Origin of the sequence: Halomonas sp. G15 (assembly GCF_021282295.1) — a bacterium.
Taxonomy (GTDB): domain Bacteria; phylum Pseudomonadota; class Gammaproteobacteria; order Pseudomonadales; family Halomonadaceae; genus Halomonas; species Halomonas alimentaria.
This window is the reverse complement of the sequence record NZ_JAJSPA010000016.1, coordinates 52,950-74,350: the sequence shown is the minus strand read 5'-3', so window position 1 is coordinate 74,350 and position 21,401 is coordinate 52,950. Positions and strand designations below refer to the sequence as shown.

General features: G+C 66.9%; 18 protein-coding genes. 15 read left to right on the top strand and 3 right to left on the bottom strand.

The features are described 5' to 3' along the window. Window positions 1-15: 15 nt before the first annotated feature. The 8 genes from LWH48_RS09685 to LWH48_RS09650 all read left to right on the top strand — a co-directional run bounded on the left by LWH48_RS09685 (window position 16) and on the right by LWH48_RS09650 (window position 11,090). A complete protein-coding gene (locus LWH48_RS09685) occupies window positions 16-492 on the top strand; it encodes an Lrp/AsnC family transcriptional regulator (protein ID WP_161430900.1) in 477 nt (158 codons plus the stop codon). Window positions 493-667: 175 nt separating this feature from the next. Continuing rightward, a complete protein-coding gene (locus LWH48_RS09680; protein WP_161430902.1) occupies window positions 668-1,537 on the top strand; it encodes a carbon-nitrogen hydrolase family protein in 870 nt (289 codons plus the stop codon). Between the two features lie 179 nt (window positions 1,538-1,716). After that, window positions 1,717-3,189 carry a biotin carboxylase gene (locus LWH48_RS09675; RefSeq protein ID WP_232912382.1) on the top strand — a complete coding sequence of 491 codons (1,473 nt, stop codon included), beginning with the start codon at window positions 1,717-1,719 and terminating at the stop codon, window positions 3,187-3,189. 2 nt (window positions 3,190-3,191) lie between these two features. After that, window positions 3,192-4,205, top strand: a complete 1,014-nt coding sequence (locus LWH48_RS09670; RefSeq protein WP_161430906.1) for a C45 family autoproteolytic acyltransferase/hydolase — start codon at window positions 3,192-3,194, stop codon at window positions 4,203-4,205. Between the two features lie 54 nt (window positions 4,206-4,259). Continuing rightward, window positions 4,260-7,040 carry an aminotransferase class I/II-fold pyridoxal phosphate-dependent enzyme gene (locus LWH48_RS09665; RefSeq protein ID WP_232912381.1) on the top strand — a complete coding sequence of 927 codons (2,781 nt, stop codon included), beginning with the start codon at window positions 4,260-4,262 and terminating at the stop codon, window positions 7,038-7,040. 219 nt (window positions 7,041-7,259) lie between these two features. Next, window positions 7,260-8,759 (top strand): NAD-dependent succinate-semialdehyde dehydrogenase, encoded by a 1,500-nt coding sequence (locus LWH48_RS09660; protein ID WP_232912380.1) that lies wholly within the window; start codon window positions 7,260-7,262, stop codon window positions 8,757-8,759. 76 nt (window positions 8,760-8,835) lie between these two features. Beyond that, on the top strand, window positions 8,836-10,263 hold the full coding sequence (locus LWH48_RS09655; protein ID WP_232912379.1) for an aminotransferase: 1,428 nt from the start codon (window positions 8,836-8,838) through the stop codon (window positions 10,261-10,263). A 143-nt stretch (window positions 10,264-10,406) separates the two neighbouring features. Continuing rightward, on the top strand, window positions 10,407-11,090 hold the full coding sequence (locus LWH48_RS09650) for a haloacid dehalogenase type II (RefSeq protein ID WP_232912378.1): 684 nt from the start codon (window positions 10,407-10,409) through the stop codon (window positions 11,088-11,090). Window positions 11,091-11,174: 84 nt separating this feature from the next. Here the strand turns inward: LWH48_RS09650 and LWH48_RS09645 are convergent, their stop codons facing one another. Next, complete coding sequence (locus tag LWH48_RS09645) at window positions 11,175-12,131, bottom strand: sulfurtransferase (protein ID WP_232912377.1); 957 nt, start codon at window positions 12,129-12,131, stop codon at window positions 11,175-11,177. Between the two features lie 283 nt (window positions 12,132-12,414). Here LWH48_RS09645 and LWH48_RS09640 point away from each other — a divergent pair, with 283 nt between their 5' ends. The 3 genes from LWH48_RS09640 to LWH48_RS09630 all read left to right on the top strand — a co-directional run bounded on the left by LWH48_RS09640 (window position 12,415) and on the right by LWH48_RS09630 (window position 15,864). Beyond that, complete coding sequence (locus LWH48_RS09640; protein WP_232912376.1) at window positions 12,415-14,763, top strand: tubulin--tyrosine ligase family protein; 2,349 nt, start codon at window positions 12,415-12,417, stop codon at window positions 14,761-14,763. A gap of 99 nt (window positions 14,764-14,862) precedes the next feature. After that, on the top strand, window positions 14,863-15,219 hold the full coding sequence (locus LWH48_RS09635; RefSeq protein WP_232912375.1) for a hypothetical protein: 357 nt from the start codon (window positions 14,863-14,865) through the stop codon (window positions 15,217-15,219). A gap of 66 nt (window positions 15,220-15,285) precedes the next feature. After that, window positions 15,286-15,864 carry a DinB family protein gene (locus LWH48_RS09630; RefSeq protein WP_232912374.1) on the top strand — a complete coding sequence of 193 codons (579 nt, stop codon included), beginning with the start codon at window positions 15,286-15,288 and terminating at the stop codon, window positions 15,862-15,864. 48 nt (window positions 15,865-15,912) lie between these two features. On the opposite strand, the gene LWH48_RS09625 is transcribed toward LWH48_RS09630, so the two are convergent. Together LWH48_RS09625 and LWH48_RS09620 are read right to left on the bottom strand one after the other, a co-directional pair. Then, window positions 15,913-16,104, bottom strand: coding sequence for a zf-HC2 domain-containing protein (locus LWH48_RS09625; protein WP_269816168.1), 192 nt, complete (start codon window positions 16,102-16,104; stop codon window positions 15,913-15,915). Window positions 16,105-16,106: 2 nt separating this feature from the next. After that, entirely contained in the window at window positions 16,107-16,721 is a 615-nt protein-coding gene (locus LWH48_RS09620) for a sigma-70 family RNA polymerase sigma factor (RefSeq protein ID WP_232912373.1), read from the bottom strand. Between the two features lie 227 nt (window positions 16,722-16,948). Between LWH48_RS09620 and LWH48_RS09615 the strand changes: the two genes are divergently transcribed. The 4 genes from LWH48_RS09615 (at window position 16,949) to LWH48_RS09600 (ending at window position 21,134) form a co-directional block, all read left to right on the top strand. Then, window positions 16,949-17,623, top strand: coding sequence for a cytochrome-c peroxidase (locus tag LWH48_RS09615; RefSeq protein WP_232912372.1), 675 nt, complete (start codon window positions 16,949-16,951; stop codon window positions 17,621-17,623). Between the two features lie 221 nt (window positions 17,624-17,844). After that, on the top strand, window positions 17,845-19,290 hold the full coding sequence (locus LWH48_RS09610; protein ID WP_442908308.1) for an NfeD family protein: 1,446 nt from the start codon (window positions 17,845-17,847) through the stop codon (window positions 19,288-19,290). 54 nt (window positions 19,291-19,344) lie between these two features. Then, entirely contained in the window at window positions 19,345-20,148 is an 804-nt protein-coding gene (locus LWH48_RS09605) for a slipin family protein (protein WP_232912370.1), read from the top strand. A gap of 107 nt (window positions 20,149-20,255) precedes the next feature. Next, complete coding sequence (locus tag LWH48_RS09600) at window positions 20,256-21,134, top strand: DMT family transporter (protein WP_442908307.1); 879 nt, start codon at window positions 20,256-20,258, stop codon at window positions 21,132-21,134. Window positions 21,135-21,401 lie beyond the last annotated feature (267 nt).

The following is a 21,401-nucleotide window of genomic DNA, read 5'->3' as shown; positions in this document are numbered from 1 at the left end:
GCGGCCGGGATCACCATGAAACTCGACCGCTACGACCTGAAGATCCTCGAGATCCTCTCCCATGACGGCCGCATCACCAAATCCAGGCTAGCCGAGGCGATCAACCTCTCGGTCAGCCCCTGCTGGGAGCGGGTTCGCCGGCTTGAGAAGGCCGGCATCATCGAGGGCTACAGCGCCCGCATCAACGCCGCTGCGCTGGTGCGGCGCACCCCGGTGTGGGTGCAGATCGAGCTCAAGGCCCACAACGCCGAGAGTTTCGCCCGCTTCGAGGCACTGGTGCAGGAGACCCCCGAGGTCACCGAGTGCGTCGCCGTGGGCGGCGGCGTCGACTACCTGATCAAGGTCGAGGCCGACTCCATCGACGCCTATCAGCGCCTGATCGACGCCTGGCTCACCGGCGATGCCGGTATCGAGCGCTACTTCACCTATATCGTCACCAAGAGCGTCAAGCGCCCCGTCCCGGGCTTTTCCCGCGACGACTTTGTCGGCTGAGTCCGCGCCTCTGCGCGAGTAGACCGTTGAAGGGCGCTGGACGACTGCTGGCTAAGCTGGTAACTAATGGGGTGGGCGAAAGCCCACTGGCCGGGCGATCTATCCGGCACCGCGAATAGCCGGACGAGATGCAGTGCCCACGCAATACCCGGATCGCCTGACGAGAGAGACGACGATGTCCTACTTCACCATTGCCGGGGTGCAGATGCATGCTCTCCACCACGGCGACAATACCGAGGCCATGCGTCACCGGATCGACGTGCTGATGAGCCGTTTTCCCCAGGTGCAGATGGTCCTGTTCAGCGAGCTGATGCCCATGGGGGCCTCGCCACACCATGCCCAGCCGTTCCCCAGCCATGCCGAGCAGCTGTTCTGCCAGATCGCCGAGCAGCATCGCATCTGGTTGATCCCGGGCTCGATGTTCGAGCAGACCGACGACGGAATCTTCAATACCCTGTCGGTGATCAACCCTCACGGCCAGGTGGTGGCCCGCTACCGCAAGATGTTCCCCTTCCGGCCCTATGAGGCGGGGGTGGAGAGCGGCAGTGAGTTCGTGGTCTTCGACGTGCCCAACGTGGCGCGCTTCGGGGTCTCGATCTGCTATGACATGTGGTTCCCGGAGACCACCCGCACCCTCGCCGCCATGGGCGCCGAGGTGATCCTGCATCCGACCATGACCGACACCATCGACCGTGATATCGAGCTCTCCATCGCGCGCACCAATGCCGCGGTCAACCAGTGCTACTTCTTCGATATCAACGGTGCCGGCGCCATCGGCAACGGCCGCTCCATCGTGGTCGGCCCCTCCGGGGACGTCATCCACCAGGCGGGCACCGGCGAAGAGGTCATGCCCATCGAGGTGGACCTGAACCGCGTGCGACGCGAGCGCGAAACCGGCCTGCGCGGACTGGGCCAGCCGCTCAAGAGCTTCCGCGATCGGGCCGTCGACTTCTCGCTCTACCGCAGCGAGACCGGCTCGTCGCCCTTCCTCGACACCCTGGGCCCGCTGCAGAAGCCCCGGCGCGCCGACATTGAAGAGTACTGATCGAAAGCCCTGAGCAGGGCACGGATCACGCCCACCCGGAGGGCCATATCATGCTGGAGTCCCTGAAGCGCACCCTGTGTCGGCTGCTCGGCCGCAGGGGCTCCGTTTCGCGACACGCGCCTCGATCCGCCGCGGGAGCGGCCGATGCCCCCTCATCCGACACTGTTGGAGCGACCACAATGAACAAGATCACCAGCATCGCCGACGTCCGCCGCCACTTCCTCAACAACAAGGAGCCGGTCTATTTCATCTCGGCGACCAACTTCAATCTGCTCGGCATCGGCGATTGGGTGGGCAACTTCCGGCATATCAACTACATCGACTGCTTCGAGGGCCAGCAACGCAATGTCTTCGTGCCCAAGGAGAAGTTCCCCCGTGACTTCGAGAGTATCGAGGACATCAACAACTACCTCCTCGAGCACAAGGAGGTGATCGACTTCATCCAGTCCCGGGCGGATGGTGAGGACGCCGGCGTGGCCGCCTTCCTGATGTTCGACGAGCACACCGAGGAGGTCTGCAAGCAGCTCGGGCTGCGGGTGGCGTTCCCGCCGGCGGCGCTGCGTCAACGCATGGACAACAAGATCGAGACGGTGCGCATCGGCAACAAGGCCGGGGTGCCCAGCGTGCCCAACGTGCTGGCCCGGGTCGGCAGCTATCAGGAACTCTGCGAGGTGAGCAAGGACCTGGGCAATGACCTGGTAGTGCAGACCGCTTTCGGCGACTCCGGCCATACCACCTTCTTCATCGCCGGCGAGGATGACTACTACAAGCACGCCGAGGAGATCGAGGCCGAGGCCGAGGTCAAGATCATGAAGCGCATCAACTGCCGCGGCTCGGCCATCGAGGCCTGTGCTACCCGCTGCGGTACCGTGGTAGGGCCGCTGATGACCGAGCTGGTCGGCTTCAAGACGCTGACTCCCTACAAGGGCGGCTGGTGCGGCAACGAGATGTTTGCCGGCGCCTTCACCCAGGAGATCCGCGACAAGGCGCGGGAGTACACCTTCAAGTTCGGCGAGGCGCTGCGCGAGGAGGGCTACCGTGGCTATTTCGAGCTCGATTTCCTGATCGACATGGACAACGGCGAGGTCTATCTGGGCGAGCTCAATCCGCGGGTCACCGGGGCCAGTTCGCTGACCAACGTGGCCGCCTTCGCCCACTCCGACATCCCGCTGTTCCTGTTCCACCTGCTGGAGTTCTCCGATGTCGACTTCGACCTCGACATCAACGAGATCAACGAGCGCTGGGCGCACCCGGAGAGTGTCGACAGCTGGAGCCAGCTGGTGATCAAGCATACCGACGAGAGCGTCGACCTGCTCACCGCCGCGCCGCGCACCGGGGTTTGGAAGATGGGGGCGGACGGCAGCATCGCCTATGACCACTACAGCTACCACCCCCACGCCGCCGAGAGTGAACAGGAGGGCTTCTTCCTGCGCATCAGCGGTGCAGGTGACTTCCGCTACGAGGGGGCGGACCTCGGCATTCTGATCACCCGAGGGCGGCTGATGGACGATGACTTCCAGCTCAACGAGCGGGCCAAGGCATGGATCGACGGTATTCGCGGCCAGTACGCCGGACAGTCGCTGCAGGACCCGGTGGTGGAGCAGGTCGCCGTCAGCCATGCCGTGGGCGGCGGTAACTTCAAGATCCTGTGAGCATGCCCGATGCGATGGATGACAAGACGCTGCGTTTTCGCAGCCTGATCGAGCTCGAGGCAGGGCCCAAGTGGCGCTCGCTGTTCGACACCCACTGGCATGCCTATGAGGCGTGGTATCTGGCCGAGGGCGAGCGCGAGCGGCCTGGGTACCTGGCCTGCCTCAACGCCCTGCGCCGGCACATGCCCGAGCTGCTGCCGACCTATCAGGCGCTGTGCTCGCTGGCCGGCGGGGGGGACCTGGCGTCACGCTTCCTCAGCCTCTACCAGCCACCCCCTTATATCACCGGCTGCTCCCAGGCGGTGCTGGCGCGTCCCGGCGCCACCCTGCTGGCGCGCAACTACGATTATCCGCCGGAGCTGTGCGAGGGCACCATCCTCTATACGCGATGGAACGAGCGCCGGGTGATCGCCATGACCGACTGCCTGTGGGGCGTGCTCGACGGCATGAATGATCGCGGGCTCGCCGTGTCGCTGGCCTTCGGCGGACGCAAGGCGGTGGGCGACGGCTTCGGCGCGCCGATCATCCTGCGTTACCTGCTGGAGTTCTGCGATACGGTGCCCGAGGCCGCCGAGGTGCTGGCCCGGGTGCCCACCCACATGGCCTACAACATCACCGTGGCCGATGCCGCGGGACGCTACGTCACGGCGATGATCGCCCCGGACCGGCGTGCCAGCATCCGCCGGGTACCGGTGGCCACCAACCATCAGAAGAGGATCGAGTGGTATGCACACGCCCTGGCTTCGGAGACCCTGATTCGCGAGCGACAGCTCTCCATACTAGTGGACGACGAGGCCACCGACGCGGCGCGGCTGGAGGCGGCCTTCAAGGCACCGCCGTTGTTTCGCCACGACTATCGGCGGGGCCTGGGGACCGTCTATACCGCGTTCTACCGTCCCGCCGAGGGGCGCGTGCGCTACCACTGGCCGGGCCTCGACCTGGACCTCGGCTTCGACCACTTCCCCGAGGAGTGGGTCACCGTGCGCTACGGCGTACGCGAACGGCTCGGCGGGTGACCGCCAGTGATGACCCGGTAATGACAACGACAACCATCATGCAAGGGTATTGCCATGCACGAGACGAGTCCTACCGAGACGCCCTACACCGCCCTGGGCTTCTATCACAAGATCTCCCAGCTGCGTGCCGATACCTGGAACGCTCTGAAGCGTGACCTGGGCCAACTGATCAGGCAGCCCGCCGACACTGCCCGGGCGCGGACCCTGGTCAAGGCGATCGACGTCAAGCTCACCCGCCTGGAGATCATCGAGGACTACCATGCCTTTCCCTCCAAGGAGGACTTCCGGCATCTCTGGTCGCTGTTCGACCGCGAGGAGTATTCGCTGCTGGAGAAGGTGGTCAAGCGCCTGGTGCGGGCACTGATCAGCGAGTCCTACCGGAGGCGTCAAGTCGACCTCAGCGAGACCGATGGTGATGCCGAGGACCTTGAGACCCTCGACGCCCTCAACCAGCTGCGCCGTGGTCACCCGGCCTCCAACAGCTCGGCCCAGCCGTACTTCGAGCTGCTGATCGTCGACAACCTCTCCGCCCAGGAGGAGGAGGTGGTGCGCGAGGCATTCCACAACATGCGCCGCCCGGAGGATCGCTTCGTCTACGACGTGGTCACGGTGCGCAGCTTCGAGGACGCCCTGATCGCGGTGCTGGTCAACCCCAACATCCAGGCCTGCCTGATACGCTACGAGTTTCCCTACAAGTCGAAGTACAACCTCAGCGCGTTGCGCAACTACCTGGAGGGGCTCTCCGAGCAGGAGCTGGAGAACCAGTCCGAGGCCGAGCGCAGCATCCTGCTGAGTTCGATGATCCACGAGCTGCGCCCGGAGATCGACCAGTTCCTGGTCACCAGCGGCGATGTGGAAGCCACGGCCAGCCGCGATATCCGCCACTTCAACCGGATCTTCTATCGCGAGACGGACTACATCGAGCAGCACCACACCATCCTGCGCGCCATCGACAACCGCTATCGCACCCCCTTCTTCGATGCCCTGCGCGAGTACAGCAAGAAGCCCACCGGGGTCTTCCACGCCATGCCCATCTCGCGGGGCAAGTCGGTGACCCGTTCCCACTGGGCGGGCCACATGATCGACTTCTACGGCATCAATATCTTCCTCGCCGAGACCTCGGCCACTTCCGGCGGGCTCGACTCCCTGCTGCAGCCCTATGGCCCGATCAAGAAGGCCCAGGAGTACGCCGCCCGAGCCTTCGGGGCGCGCCAGAGCTTCTTCGTCACCAATGGCACCTCCACCGCCAACAAGATCGTGGTGCAGGCGCTGGTCAAGCCACGGGACATCGTGCTGATCGACCGCGACTGCCACAAGTCCCACCACTACGGCATGGTGCTGGCCGGCGCCCACGTCAGCTATCTGGACTCCTACCCGCTGCATGATTACTCCATGTACGGCGCGGTGCCACTCCACGAGATCAAGAAGACCCTGCTCGCCTACAAGCGCGCCGGCGAGCTCGACAAGGTCAAGATGCTGCTGCTCACCAACTGCACCTTCGATGGCGTGGTCTACAACGTACGCCGGGTGATGGAGGAGTGCCTGGCGATCAAGCCCGACCTGGTGTTCCTGTGGGACGAGGCCTGGTTCGCCTTCGCGGGCTTCAACCCCACCTACCGGCCGCGCACTGCCATGCATTCCGCGCGTACCCTGCGCGAGCGCTACCGCAGCGAGGCCTACCGCGAGGAGTACGCCGCCTGGAAGGCGGAGTTCGACCAGCTCGACCCCGATGATGACGCCACCTGGCTCGAGCGGCGGTTGCTTCCTGATCCCGACGTGGTGCGCATCCGCACCTACGCCACCCACTCCACCCACAAGACCCTGACCTCGCTGCGCCAGGGCTCGATGATCCATGTCTGGGACCAGGACTTCCGCCAGAAGGTCGAGGCGCCGTTCCACGAGGCCTACATGACCCATACCTCGACCTCGCCCAACTACCAGATCATCGCCTCGCTGGACGTGGGGCGGATGCAGGCGGAGATGGAGGGCTTCGAACTGGTTCACGCCCAGGTGGAGGCGGCGCTCTCGCTGCGCGAGCAGCTCTACACCCACCCGCTGCTGCAGAAGTACTTCCGGGTGCTGATCAACAAGGATATGGTGCCGCTGGAGTACCGCCAGTCGGGAGTCGATACCTTCTTCGACCCGGTGACCGGCTGGAACAAGATGGAGGAGGCCTGGGCCAACGACGAGTTCGTCGTCGACCCCAGCCGAATCACCATCGCCATCGGCGCCACCGGCATCGACGGCGATACCTTCAAGAACGAATACCTGATGAACAAGTACGGCATCCAGATCAACAAGACCTCGCGCAATACCGTGCTGTTCATGACCAACATCGGCACCACCCGCGGCTCCATTGCCTACCTGCTCGATGTGCTGATCAAGCTGGCCAAGGAGTTCGAGGCGCGCTGGGAGGAGAGCAGTCGGCCCGAGCGCAAGATCATCGAGCACCGCGTGCACTCCCTGACCCAGGAACTGCCGCCACTGCCCGACTTCAGCCGCTTCCACGACGCCTTCCGCCAGTGCCCCGACACCCCCCAGGGGGATATTCGCCGCGCCTACTTCCTGAGCTACGACGAGGAGAACACCGAGTACCTGCGCTTCGACAATGGCGCGCTGCAGGCCGCGATGCGAGACGGCCGCGACGTGGTCTCGGCGAGCTTCGTGATCCCCTATCCGCCGGGCTTCCCGGTACTGGTACCGGGGCAGGTGGTCAGCGAGGAGATCCTCGCCTTCCTGCAGGCACTGGATGTCACCGAGATCCACGGCTACCGCCCGGAGCTGGGGCTGCTGGTGTTCACCGAGGAAGCGCTGGTCGACCCCGCGGCGGGCTGAGCGCCTCGCTCGCATCCGACCACCACAGAAAAACTTCGTGTCACGCCGGCGAGGACGAAAAAAAGCCCATTCGCCTCGTCGGCTAACGAAAACTCCCGCCGCAGCTTCTCCCCTATCATGTCCCCATCGAGCCGCACCGGACGCAACCGGGCGGCTCGCCAGTCTTTTTTGTACCGGCTCACAACGTCAATCCGGCCGGTGCGTCAGGGGAGGTGCCGCATGAACATGAAGCTGTCCAGGACGCTGTCCACCATGCTCGACGATCCGCGTCTGTTCCGTCAGTACGCCTATGTCGATGGCAAGTGGACCCACGGCGACGGCGGCCGCGAGGAGGCCGTGATCGATCCCGCCACCGGCGAGGTGATCGGGCATATTCCGTGGCTCGAGGCCGACCAGATCCGCGCCGCCGTGGATGCCGCCGAGGCCGCCTTCGTGCACTGGCGCGCGCTGCGCGCCGACGAGCGCTGCGAGCGCCTGCTGGCCTGGTACGACCTGCTGCAGGCCAACCGCGAGGACCTGGCCACCATCATGACGCTGGAGCAGGGCAAGCCGCTGCCCGACGCCCGCGGCGAGGTGGAGTACGGGGCCAGCTTCGTGCGCTGGTTTGCCGAGGAGGGCAAGCGTACCTTCGGCGAGACCATCCCCAGCCATATCCCCAACGCCGCCCTGGGCACCATCAAGGAGCCGGTGGGTATCGCCGCGCTGATCACCCCGTGGAACTTCCCGCTGGCGATGATCACCCGCAAGGCCGCCGCCGCCATGGCCGCCGGCTGCCCGGTGATCGTCAAGCCCGCCGGGGAGACCCCGTTCTCGGCGCTGGCACTGGCCGAGCTGGCCGAGCGCGCCGGCATCCCGGCTGGCATCTTCAATGTGGTGCTGGGTGAGCCCGCCGAGGTCTCGAAGATCCTCTGCGCGGAGGATCGCGTCAAGGCGCTCTCCTTCACCGGCTCCACCCGGGTCGGCCGCCTGCTGCTCGAGCAGAGCGCCAACACCGTCAAGCGCGTGTCGCTGGAGTTGGGGGGCAATGCGCCCTTCATCGTCGGGCCGGACATGGACCCCAAGGAGGCGGCCTTCGCCGCGGTGGCGGCCAAGTTCCAGACCGCCGGCCAGGACTGCCTCGCCGCGGACCGCATCCTGGTCCACGAGTCGATCCATGACGAGTTCGTCGAGCACTTCGCCGAGCGCATGGCGGCGCTGACCGTTGGCAATGGCCTGGAGAGCGAGATCGACCTGGGTCCGCTGATCCACCGCCAGGCGGTGGAGAAGGCCGCGGCCATCGTCGATGACGCCCTGGCCAAGGGCGCCACCCTGGTGGCCGGCGACCAGAGCCTGGCGCCGGGCGAGAACTTCTTCATGCCCACCCTGCTCACCGGGGTTACCCATGACATGAAGATCTGGCACGAGGAGAGCTTCGCGCCGGTGGCCGGGATCACTGCCTACGCGAATGACGACCAGGTCATCGAGATGGCCAACGACACCGAGTATGGCCTGGCAGCCTACATCTATACCCACGATATCCGCCGCATCTGGAAGATCATGCGCGCGCTGGAGTTCGGCATGGTCTCGGTGAACTCGGTGAAGATGACCGGCCCGCCCGTGCCCTTCGGCGGCGTCAAGCACTCCGGCCTCGGTCGCGAGGGTGGCATCACCGGCATCGACGAGTACCTGGAGACCAAGTACTACTGCCTGGGGGCGCTTGGGTCGGTCTCCGGCAGCTGATTTCAACCCCTGCATGACGACGATGAAAATCCTCCCCGGCAGGACGCCGGGGAGCCTTGATTACAGAGAGAACGACATGAGCCAGCAGCACCAGGACCTGATCGACCGCGACCGCAAGGTCACCTTCCACGCCTCCAGCCACCTGCGCGATTTCGCCCACGGCGACGCCCCGGGCCGCGTGATCACCGGTGGTCAGGGCATCACCATCCGCGACAAGGATGGCCGCGAGTTCATCGACGGCTTCGCCGGGCTCTATTGCGTCAATATCGGCTACGGCCGTACCGAGGTGGCCGAGGCGATCTATCAGCAAGCCCTGGAGCTCTCCTACTACCACACCTATGTGGGGCACTCCAACGAGCCGCAGATCGCCCTCTCCGAGAAGATCATCGAGCTCGCCGGCCCCGGCATGTCCAAGGTCTACTATGGCCTCGGCGGCAGTGACGCCAACGAGACCCAGCTCAAGCTCGTGCGCTACTACAACAACGTGCTCGGTCGCCCGCAGAAGAAGAAGGTGATCTCGCGCATGCGTGGCTACCACGGCTCGGGCCTGGCCACCGGCTCGCTGACCGGCCTCAAGGCGTTCCACGACCAGTTCGACCTGCCCTTCGAGGGCATCCTGCACACCGAGGCGCCGTTCTACTATCACCGCGCCGCCGAGCAGCAGGGCATGAGCGAGCGCGAGTTCTCGAAGCATTGCGCGGCGAAGCTCGAGGAGATGATCCTGGCCGAGGGCCCGGAGACCGTGGCCGCCTTCATCGGCGAGCCGGTGCTCGGTACCGGCGGCATCGTGCCGCCGCCGGAGGGCTACTGGGAGGCGATCCAGGCGGTGCTCGCCAAGTACGACGTGCTGCTGATCGCCGACGAGGTGGTGTGCGGCTTCGGGCGCATCGGTGCCGACTTCGGCAGCCACCACTACGGCATCAAGCCCGACCTGATCACCGTGGCCAAGGGGCTGACCAGCGCCTACCAGCCGCTCTCCGGCGTCATCGTCGGTGACCGCGTCTGGAAGGTGCTCGAGCAGGGCACCGGCGAGTACGGTCCCATCGGCCACGGCTGGACCTACTCCGGCCATGCCCTGGGTTGTGCCGCGGCGCTGGCCAACCTGGCGATCATCGAGCGCGAGAAGCTGACCGAGAACGCCGCCGAGACCGGCGCCTACCTGCAGCAGGCCATGGCCGATGCCTTCGGCGACCATCCCATCGTCGGCGACGTGCGTGGTGTTGGCATGCTTGCGGCGCTGGAGTTCTCCGCCAACCCCGGGAAGCGTGAGCACTTCGACCCGGCACTCAAGGTGGGTCCGCGCATCGCGGCCGCGGCACTCGACGAGAACCTGATCGCCCGCGCCATGCCCCAGGGTGACATCCTCGGCTTCGCGCCGCCGCTGATCGCGACGCCGGCCCAGGTCGACGAGATCGTCGCCCGCGCCCGTCGTGCCGTGGACAAGGTCACCGACGCCCTGGTGCGCGAAGGTGCCCTCAAGGCGGTGACTGCTCCGGTCGCCTGATCCGGAGTTCACCCCTGCCGGCCCTCGGGCCGCTTCATCGCCGCGGGCCTGTCCCGCGGCGATGCCGTTGAAGGGGACTCTTGCCTCGCCGGCCGGGCTGGCACACCCTCGAGACATCGACCCACAGTGAAGGAGCGCTTCCCATGGCAAAGGTCCTGGCCTTCGATGTCTATGGCACGCTGATCGATACCCACGGGGTGGTCTCCGAGCTGGAGCAGCGGCTCGGGGCACTGGGCAAGGCCGAGCTGGCCCCGGAGTTCTCGCGGCGCTGGCGCGACAAGCAGCTGGAGTACAGCTTCCGCCGTGGACTGATGGGGGCCTATGAGCCCTTCGTCCGCTGCACCGAAGAGGCCCTGGTGTTCACCGACCGCGCCCTGCGGGCCGGCCTCTCCGATACCGACCGCGACCACCTGATGCAGATCTACGCCGAGTTGCCGGCCTTCCCCGAGGCCGAGGGCGCCCTGGCGAGCCTGGGGGAGGCCGGCGTCACCTGCGTGGCCTTCTCCAACGGCACCGCGGCGGCGGTGGAGGGGCTGCTCGAGCAGGCCGGCATCCGCGGCTACTTCGCCGATGTGGTCAGTGTCGACGAGGTCAAGCGCTTCAAGCCGGATCCCGCGGTCTATGCCCACCTGCGTCACCGCCTCGAGAGCGAGCCGGGCGATACCTGGCTGATCTCAAGCAACGCCTTCGACGTGATCGGCGCACGCCATGCCGGCCTTCACGCCGCCTGGGTGCGGCGCAGCCCGGAGGCGCCCTTCGATCCCTGGGGCATCGAGCCCGACCTCACCGTCACCGACCTCGACGCCCTGGCCGAGCGACTCGGCTGAGCGGAAGCGCCTAAAACGCCGAGGCCCCGCGAGCTCAGGCTCGCGGGGCCTCGTTGTCTTTGGGAGGCGCAGGGCAAGACGGGCTCAGTCGACCAGTTCGCCTACGCTGACGATGCCGCGCTCCGCCAGGTGCAGCGGCCGGTCGTCGTCCCGGGTCCACTCGGCCATGGAGCCGTCGTACATGCTGACGTCCTCCAGGCCGCCCACCTCGCTGAGCTGGAACCAGCCGCTGGCGGCCCAGTGGCCGGTGTTGCAGAAGGCCACCGCGGGGGCCTCCGGATCCAGGCCCAGTTCGTCGACGCTGGCCTGCAGGGCCTCGGCGTCCAGGTAGTAGGCGCCGTCGCGCTCGACCAGGGCGTCGTGGTGGGGCAGGTTGACCGCACCGGGGATGGTGCCCGGGGCACGCGCGGCAGGAGACTGGGTCTCGCCGCGATAGAAGTCCGTCGGGCGGGCGTCCACCAGTGCCTCGTCATTCTCGCGGGCGCCCTCGACCTCGGCGGTGGTTGCCAGCAGGGCGTCCTGCAGGCTGCCCTCGAAGTCGGTGGCCGTGATGGTCTCCGGGGCGCCCGAGGCGACCTCGAAGCCCTGGGCCTGCCAGCCGGCGACACCGCCGTTGAGGATCGTTACTTCGTCGTGTCCCAGCGCCTTGAAGGTCCAGTAGACCCGCGCGGCGCTGCCGAAGTCGGTGGGGCCGGTGCCGGCGGCGGCCACCACCACGGTGTCGTCGTTGTCGATGCCGAGCTCACCGATCAGCGCCTCCAGGGCCTCGACCTCCGGCATCAGCCCGGCCACGCCATCGCGGCTCTCGCGCCAGCCGGCGTCGGTGTAGCTGGAGTAGCGGCTGCCCGGGATGCGCGCCGCCTCGAAGCTCTCAAGGTCGCCGCCGTCGTCGATGGCCGAGCGCACGTCCAGCACCACCAGGTCGTCACTATCGAGTTGCTTGCTCAACCACTCGGCCTCCACCAGGGGGGAGGGGTGCAGGGCGTGGGCCTGGCCGGCTACTGCCAGTGCGCCGGCGGCGATGATCAGTCGGGATCTCATGTCGGATCCTCCTCGTCAGGGATTGGGTTGGGCCCATGCTGCAACGAAGCGGCGCTCCCTCGCCAAGAATGCTTCCTCTCTTTGTTATTCTTTTAAAGAATATCAAACATGGTTAATAGATAAGATATGGTGGTGCAGGTGCTGTTCGTTTCGTCACGCTGACGCGACAGCACCTACACTTGCTATTGCTGTAGAGGGATAACTGTAAGGAATGCCGCGTACCGGCTACTCAACAGCAGATGACGTTGATCGGCTTGCCCCGGCCCTACCCGAGGAGAAGTACATGCCCAGAGAGATGAGCCAGGCGATGCCTGCCCGCCGTTTCTGGCTGAGCGGCCGACGCGCCGCCGAACAGGATCGCTTCTTTCGCGAGGCGCTGGAGGCGCAGGGGTGGGAGGAGGGTGACGAGATTCACTGGGATGCCGCCTGGGTCACCGGCATGCCGGCACCGGCGCAGTTCCGTCGCGTCTCACCTCAACGCAAGCTCAACCACTTCCCGGGCAACGCCGCCCTGACGGTGAAGAGCCGCCTGCACGATAGCCTTGCCGCGCTGCGCGCCCGGCTGGTCGACGGCTTCGGAGCAGGGCATTCCCTGGTCTCCCGGCTCGATTTCTTCCCCCACGCCTGGCTCATGCCCAGTGACCATCAGGCGCTGCAGCTCGCGGCCCTGACGGCTCCCGAGGCGCGCTGGATCGAGAAGCCCACCAATGCTTCCAAGGGCAAGGGGGTGCGGGTGCTGCGCGATGTGGCCGAGGCGACGACGGCGCGGGATCACCTGGTGCAGGCGTACCTGGATCGCCCCCACACCATCCGCGGCCACAAGTACGTGCTGCGCCTCTACGTGCTGGTCAGTTCGCTGACTCCGCTGCGGGTCTACCTCTATCGGCAGGGCTTCGCCAAGCTCGCCTCGGAGCCCTGGGATCCCGAGGATGCCGACAACCCCTACAGCCAGCTCACCAATCCCGACATCAACGCGCTCAATACCCGCGCCGAGGTGCCGGTGGAGTTCATCGATCTCGAGCGCTACCGCGCCTGGCTTCGTGAACAGGGGCATGACGACGAGCGCCTGTTCGCCCGCATCGAGGACCTGGTGGCCCTGACCGCCATCTCTGCCGTGGATGGACTGCGCGCACGGAGCGCCGAGGTAGGCGCCGATCCGCTCGGCGGCTACGAGCTGCTGGGGCTCGACTGCCTGGTGGACGCCGACCTCAAGCCGTGGATCCTGGAGTGCAACCTCAGCCCGTCGCTGGGTACCTGCGCCGCCCCTGAGGATGGCGGTCTGGTCGAGGAGCGCATCAAGGGCGAGCTGGTGCACGACATGCTGAGCCTGGTGGACGTCGCCGGCGATCACCCGCCGGCCGAGGGGCTCGACGCCGCGACCCTGCTGGCCGAGGCCCGGGCCGAGGAGAGCCGGGCCGGCGGCTTCCAGCGGCTTCTGCCGGCGGACGAGCCGGAGCGCTACCTGCCCGCCTTCTCGCTGCCGAGCCTGGCCGACCTCACCCTGGCCGAGGCGGTGGCGGGGCGCTCACTGCCGCGCCCGCAGCTGGTGCGCCGCCGAGTGGCGGAGTTCCATGCGGAAGATCGCCTGGCGCTCTATGCCGAGGCGAGCGGTCGTCTCTACCGACCCAACGACGCCGCCGCGCTGATCTGGCTGCTGGCCACCGAGGGGCTGGATCCCGACGCCATCGCCGCGGCCCTCGCCGAGGCGAGCGAGCCGCCGGCGTCGCTTGAGGAGCTGCGCGACACGGTGTGGTCGACCCTGGGGGAGTGGTGTCGCGAGGGACTGCTCTGCCAGGGCCGGCACCCGATCCAGGGGGAGGACGATAGCGAGGTCGAGCGTGACGCCGAGGCGTGCCCTTCCCGATGGTGGCTGCGCTTCGACGCGCGTGACTGGGCCCTGGTGCTGCCTGACGCGGCGGTCGAGCGACGCCTGTGCCATGCCTTCGGCGAGCGGCTCTCTCCCGTGTCGTCGGAGTCGGCGGCCGCTGCGACATCGGTGCACCTGTCAGTACTCGCCTCGCCGACCGGTTACGCCCTGGCAGAGGGCGGGCGTCTGGTGGCGAGCCGGCTCACTCTGGCCGAAGTGGTACCGGCGCTGGGCACGCGTCTGCTGCGCCTCGCCGCGAGCCCCGGACAGCCGGTGCTTGACCTCGCCTGGTGGCAGACGAGTTCCGGCCAGGCGGTGCTTTTGGCGTGGGACAAGGCCACAGGAAGCGAGGCACTCGGCGCCCTGCCTGGAGAGGTCAGCCGCGGCGTGCGGCTGGTGTTCGAGGGAGCGCAGGTGCGCCTGGAGCCGCTGGGTCTGCCCCTGGCGGGTCGTCGGGTCGGGACGCCGTCCCCACTCGCAGCCGGCGACGTGCCGCTGCTGGTGATGCAGGGGGATGGCGAGGACGCCGACGCGCCTCGGCCACTCGCCCGGCTCGACGCCCTCGCGGCGCTGCTGCCGCTGGCATATGCCCCTGATGGGACGGCGCCGTCGGCCGAGACGATTGCGCGTCTCGACGCCTGGCTGGAGGGCGTGGTGCGCCATCGCATCGATACCCAGGCGCCACCGGAGCACCTGGCCGCCTGGCTGGTCGCCCGCGGCGGCGCCCCCCTTGAAGAAACGACCGATGCCTCGGTCGATGCCTGAACAGCGGGAGCCTCGGCTCCCCTGTCGAGGAGGCGTGTCGCCTTCTCGTCCGAGGGCAGGGAGTGACCCTGCCCGCGATACCCTGACGGAGGTCATGTCATGACGGAAACAGACGAGAAACGCCGGACCCTGATCGAGCGGCTCGGCCGTCGATTGGGACATGCGGCACCCGCTCTGGCGCTGGTGGCCAGCGGTGCGGCGATGCAGGCGGTGGCCGATGAGCCCACCGAGCCCACCTACACCAGCGGCCAGGAGGCCCCGCTGATGTTAGCCGAAGCCCATGCCGAGGGCGGAGCGGAAGCTGGTGCGGAAGGGGGTGCCGAGGCCGGCACCCATGACGAGGAAGAGGCTCAGGGCGAAGCCGAAGCCGAAGCCGAAGCGGAGGCCGAGGGTGAAGCAGAGGCCGAGGGTGCAGCGGAGGCAGAAGGTGAGGCTGAAGGCGAAGGCGCCTACTGATGCCATTCACGCGCCGTGCCGGTCCCCGGGGCCGGTGCGGCGTCTCGCTCAGCGGAGGGAACGCCCATGACCAAGACCCAAGCGCCATCCTGTCTCGATACCCTGGTCGAGGAGAATCGCCAGAGCCTGCAGCAGCTGGAGGCGTTCCTGGCGGTGCTCTCCCCGGCGCAGTACCGACACGCCTTCGACGCCGAGGGGAAGCAGACCCTGGGACGCCACCTGCGCCATATCCTCGACCACTACCAGGCCCTGCTGGAGGGCGGCGGTTCGGGCCGCATCGACTACGAAACGCGTGACCGGGACCCCGACCTCGAGAGGGAACCGGCGCGTGCCCTCGAGCGGCTGTCCGAGATCCGCGACGGGCTTGAGCGCCTGACCGAGCACTCCTCGACGCAGCTGCAGCTGACCTACCCGGTAGAGGAGGGCGGTATCAGCCTGTCATTGACCACCAGCCTGGCTCGTGAACTGACCTTTATGACCAGTCATACCGTGCACCATATGGCCCTGCTGGGGCTACTGGCGCAACAACTCGGGGTGGAACTGCCCGATGCGTTCGGTGTGCACCCCTCCACGCTCCGACACTGGCGTCGGCAGCGCGATGAGGTAATTAGCCCAGCAATCCCCCCAAGGAGGCAGACCGCATGAAGACACTATGGACGCGCAGTAGCGACTACCCTCGCTCGAGACGTGCGCTCAGCGACTGTCCTCAGTGTGGTCTTGTGCTGCGATGTATCGCTTTCCCGCTTCATGAAGGAGCGTGAACTGCCTGTCGCACTCCCGGCAGGCGCCACACATTGACAGATGAAGGCGTAGCGATACCTTCTCCCGGAATGTCAGCCTGCGATCCTGCTTGAGCGACATCAGGCGGGTCGCCGCCTTGCACATCATCATGGTGTTTCCTCCGAAAGCCAGCCCTGCTCCAGACAGGCGCGAAGACGGAGGCGGGCGCGGTGCAGGATCACCCAGCAATTGTTTTCCTGGATTCCCACCTCCTTGCAGATATCGGCGGTGGAGAGCCCCATCAGCTCGCGGAGCGAGAAGACCCTGGCGGCGCCGTCCGGCAGGGCGAGCATGCAGGCATCGAAGACCCGCCAGAAATGCTCCGTCTCGAAGGCACGATCCGGATCACCCCAGCTGGAAGGTCGAGCCTCCTCGCGCCAGCGGCCGCTCGCCTGGAACTGGCGATCGATGGCATCGTCCTCGCCCTCCTCCTCGAGAGGCTTGAAGCGCCCCTGCTTCTTCTGCAGGCGCATCAGATCGAGGATCTTGTACTTCAGGATGCCGAAGACCCAGGTCTCGTAGCCGGAGCGTCCGGCGAAGCTGGCCTCCTTCTCGATGGCCGCCATCAGGGCTTCCTGAACCGCATCCTCTGCCAGGGCGTTGTCCCTGAGGTGAAGCCGGGCGAAGGAGAGCAGGCGGGGACGCAGCGCCGCCAGCCGTTCGGCATGGGCGGCCGTGATGTCCGTAAATGCTGTGGCTTCGGGAAGCTGGCCGTCCTGCATGTTCACTCCGGGAATCTGGGAAACACCTCGTCGAAACGAGGTCCCGCTACGGCTACTTGGTCGGCGAAGATCGCTACCACCTTACACGGGTGTTGGTACCAGGGGTGTAAGGACTCGCCCTGCATTCCTACCAAGGGTTACCGCCACAGCATGGCGGACGAAGAGGGCATCACGTCCCGATTCGAACAACCCTTGAGTCCCTTGGAACGTCATGTAGGAGAATGCAGATGACATACGACAACGACAAGCGCTGCCGCCTGCTGAACCGGCTGGGCCGCGGCCTGGCCGGTAGCGTCCCGATCCTCGCCCTGGCCGCGGGTGGCGTGTCGCTGGTGAATGACGAGGCGACCCCCGAGGCCCGAAAGGGAGCCTGGTTCCTGTCCAGTGCCCATGCCGAGGGAGGCGCCGATGCCCAGGCAGAAGCGGAAGCCGAGGAAGAAGCCGAAGGCGAAGCAGAGGGTGAAGGTGAAGCGGAAGGGGAAGCGGACGGTGAAGCCGAGGGCGAGGCCGCCAGCGCCGCGGCCGTGCGTCGCCCCGAAGGCTATGCGCCGGCCTACAGCGAGAGCAGTGCCAACCCCGCCGAACTGCTGACCCGTGGCGAGGCGCTCTACTACGACACCTCGCTGAGCGGCAATGGCCTGGCCTGCGCCAGCTGCCACGGCAGCGACGGCAATGATATCGGCTACCAGGCCACTTTCGAGCAGCCCTTCCCCCATCGGGTGGCCATGGGCGAGGCGCAGTTCGGCATGCCCGAGGTCCATGCCGACGAGATGGTGCAGATCTGCATGGTGGCCCCCATGGAGGCCGAGCCGCTGGCCTGGGGCAGCGAGGAGCTGACCTCGCTGGCCGCCTACATGGTCGAGGTGCAGCGCCGCTTCGCCGGCAAGCCCCACGACCTCTGATCCCTCGACCTCTGACCCCGCGCCGGCGACTCGCCGCTCATGGGGGCGTCGCCGGGCGCGACAGCCTGTCGCGCCCGGCGTTGCGGGTTTGCCAGCCCGCTTGCTCGCCGCCTACGCTGAAGACATCCGTCGGCGTGTCGCGCACTGAACCCGGCGGGCACGCCGAGACTCACACATCAGGAGACCTCCACCCGCCGAGGGGAGTCGCAGGGATGACCGCCATGACGCCACGCCATCGCGCCCTCACCGGGCGCCGCCTGCTGCTGTTCAGCCTCGCCTGCCTGGCGCTGGGCGCCCTGATGCTGGTCGGTCAGGTCGCGGTCCAGGCCCAGCAGGGCCAGCGCAGTGCGCTGGTGATGACGGTGGAGGGGGCCATCGGTCCCGCTACCGCCGACTACTTCCGCCGCGGCCTGGCCCGTGCCGCCGAGGCGGACGCGGAACTGGTGGTGGTGGAGATGGATACCCCGGGCGGTCTCGACGCTGCCATGCGCGACATGATCCGCGACATGCTCGCCTCCCAGGTGCCGGTGGCGATCCATGTCACCCCGGCCGGTGCCCGGGCGGCCAGCGCCGGCACCTACCTGCTCTACGCCAGCCATGTCGCCGCCATGGCCCCGGCGACTCATCTGGGCTCGGCAACGCCGGTACAACTGGGTGGCGGTGGCCTGCCGGGCCTCGGCGGCGAGGGCGAGGAGGAAGGCACAGGCGAGGAGGGGGAGGCGGCCGAGGACTCGTCGCAGGCCCCCGAAGGCGATGCGAGCGACGAGCCCCGCCGCGGCGAGACCGCCATGGAGCGCAAGGTGCTCGAGGACGCGGTGGCCTATATCCGCAGCCTGGCCGAGCGCCATGGCCGCAACGCCGACTGGGCCGAGGCGGCGGTGCGTGAGGCGGTCAACCTTACCGCCGAGGAGGCACTCGAGGAAAACGTCATCGACGTGGTGGCCCGGGACCTCGACGACCTGCTGGCGAAGATCGACGGGCGTACGGTGGTGATGGATGACGGCGAGCGCACCCTGGCCAGCGCGGACCTGGCCATCGAGCGTTTCGATCCGGACTGGCGCACTCAGCTGCTTTCAGTGATCACCGACCCCAACGTCGCCTACTTCCTGATGATCATCGGCTTCTATGGGCTGATCTTCGAACTCTCCAACCCGGGCAGCCTGGTACCGGGTACCATCGGCATCATCTGCCTGCTGCTGGCGCTGTTCGCCTTCCAGGTGCTGTCGGTCAACTATGCGGGTCTGGCGCTGATCCTGGTGGGGTTGGCGCTGATCGTGGGCGAGGCGCTGATGCCCAGCTTCGGCATCCTCGGATTCGGCGGCATAGTCGCCTTCGTGATTGGGTCGGTGATCCTGATGGATGCAGAAAACCTGCGGCTCTCGCTGCCGTTGATCGGTGGCGTGGCCCTTATCTCCTCGGCGCTGATGCTGTGGATCATGCTGCGCTTCGTGGGCCTGCGCCGCCGCCCTGTGCTCACCGGCCAGGAAGAACTGATCGGCCATGAGGCCGTGGCCCTGGAGGACTTCACCGGCAGCGGTCATGTGCGCCTGATGGGCGAGCGCTGGAATGCACGCAGCCGGGTGGCCATCGCGTATGGCCAGACGCTGCGGGTCACCGCGGTGGATGGCCTGACTTTGGAGGTGGCGCCACTGGAGTCATCCGGGTAAAGCAAGCCGGGAGATGGCATCCGCCGTCGCCCGATCGTTCAAGGAGTGGCAACCATGCTGATTTCCTATCTCGTTCCCGTCGTGCTGGTGGTGATGCTGCTGGCAGCGTCGATCCGTATCCTGCCGGAGTACAAGCGCGGCGTGGTCTTCTTCCTGGGGCGCTTCCAGTCGGTGAAGGGGCCGGGCCTGATCATCATTATCCCCGGCATCCAGAAGATGGAAGTGGTGGACCTGCGGGTGGTCACCATGGACGTGCCCGAGCAGGACGTGATCTCCCGTGACAACGTCACCGTAAAGGTCAACGCGGTGCTCTACTTCCGGGTGGTGGATCCCGAGAAGGCGATCATCCAGGTCGAGAACTTCACCCAGGCGACCAGCCAGCTCGCCCAGACCACGCTGCGCTCGGTGCTCGGCAAGCATGATCTCGACGAGATGCTCTCCGAGCGTGACAAGCTCAACGACGATATCCAGGAGATCATCGACAGCTCTGCCGAGAGCTGGGGCATCAAGGTGGCCAATGTCGAGATCAAGCACGTCGATCTCGACGAGAGCATGATCCGCGCCATCGCCCGCCAGGCCGAGGCCGAGCGCGAACGGCGCGCCAAGGTGATCCACGCCGAGGGCGAGCTGCAGGCCTCCCGCAAGCTGGTCGAGGCCGCCAACGTCATGGCCGAGAACTCGGCGGCGCTGCAGCTGCGCTACTTGCAGACCATGAGCGACATGAGCAACAAGAACGCCTCCACCATCGTCTTCCCGCTGCCCATGGACATCATGGAGGCCTTCCGCCACCTCAAGGCCTCTCCGGCCGCCCAGGCACGCACGGGAGGCCAGGCGCCTGAGGACGGCAGCTCTTCCTGACCCGCTGATGCCACGGCCGGCTGGCCGTGGCATGCTGAGGGGCCCATCGCGATATCGAGGTTGCCTTGAGCCCCGCTCCCCTTTCTCTCCGCCAGCAGGGTCTGCTGATGACCGGCGGCGGCGCCCTGATCATTTCCCCCGACGCCCTGCTGATCAAGGTGATCGGCCTGCCCGATGCCGAGATCCTGATCTGGCGCGGCCTGCTCACCGCACTCGGTTTCATTGCCATCGTGGTTGCCCGCCATGGGCTAGCGGCGCCGTTGGCCTACCGGCGCTGCGGCTGGACCGGCATCGGCGTGGCCGTGCTCTTCAGTTTCTCCACCTTCGGCTTCGTGCTCGGCAACCAGTATACCCGCGGCGGCAACGTGCTGATGATCCTGGCAGGTGCCCCGCTGATCGCCGCGCTCCTCTCCCGGGTCTTCCTGCACGAGAGACTGCCGCGGCGCACCTGGCTGGCCATCTTCGGCTGTCTGCTGGGTATCGCGCTGATCGCCCTGGATGATGCCGGATCGGGCTCCTGGCTCGGCAATGGCTTCGCCCTGCTGGCGGCCACGGCCCTGGCCGCCAACTTCACCCTGGCGCGCACCCGGCCGGGGGTCGACATGAGCCCCATGCTCACCCTGGCCGGGCTGATCGTGGCGGTCGCCGCGGGGCTCTATGCCCTGCTTGGTCCCGGTGTCGAGTTGCCTTCCGGCCCTTCACTGCTGTGGCTGTTGGTGCTCTGCCTGGTGCTGCTGCCGCTGGGGTTCACCCTGATCCAGCGTGGCCCCCTCTACCTGCCCGCCGCGGAGGTGGGGCTGCTGATGCTGCTGGAGGTCGTGGTGGGCACCCTCTGGGTGTGGTGGCTGCTCGGCGAGCGGCCAGCCCCCGCGGCATTCCTGGGCGGTGCCCTGGTGCTCGGCAGCCTGCTGGCCAAGGGGCTCGTCGACAGGCGGATCGAGCGGCGTCGGCGGGCGCCGGATGCAGCGCAGCACGAGCTCTGCTAGAATGCCGCGCTCCTGTCGCGCCAACCCCTGGATCTTCGTCTGATGAACCCCGAGCACATGATGACTCCCCTGGCAGGGCTGGCCACTCCGCCCTAGCGCACCCCCTCCTATCTCCCGGCGATGCCGCCGTCTTCGGTGCGTCATCGTTCGACATCATCATGATGTCACTTGCGCCCCTGTGCGCCTCACTCTTCGTGATTCACGCCCTCGCCGCCCTCCTTCTAAGGCGACAGCACCCTCCTGACAGGTGCCGGAGAGGGCATGTGG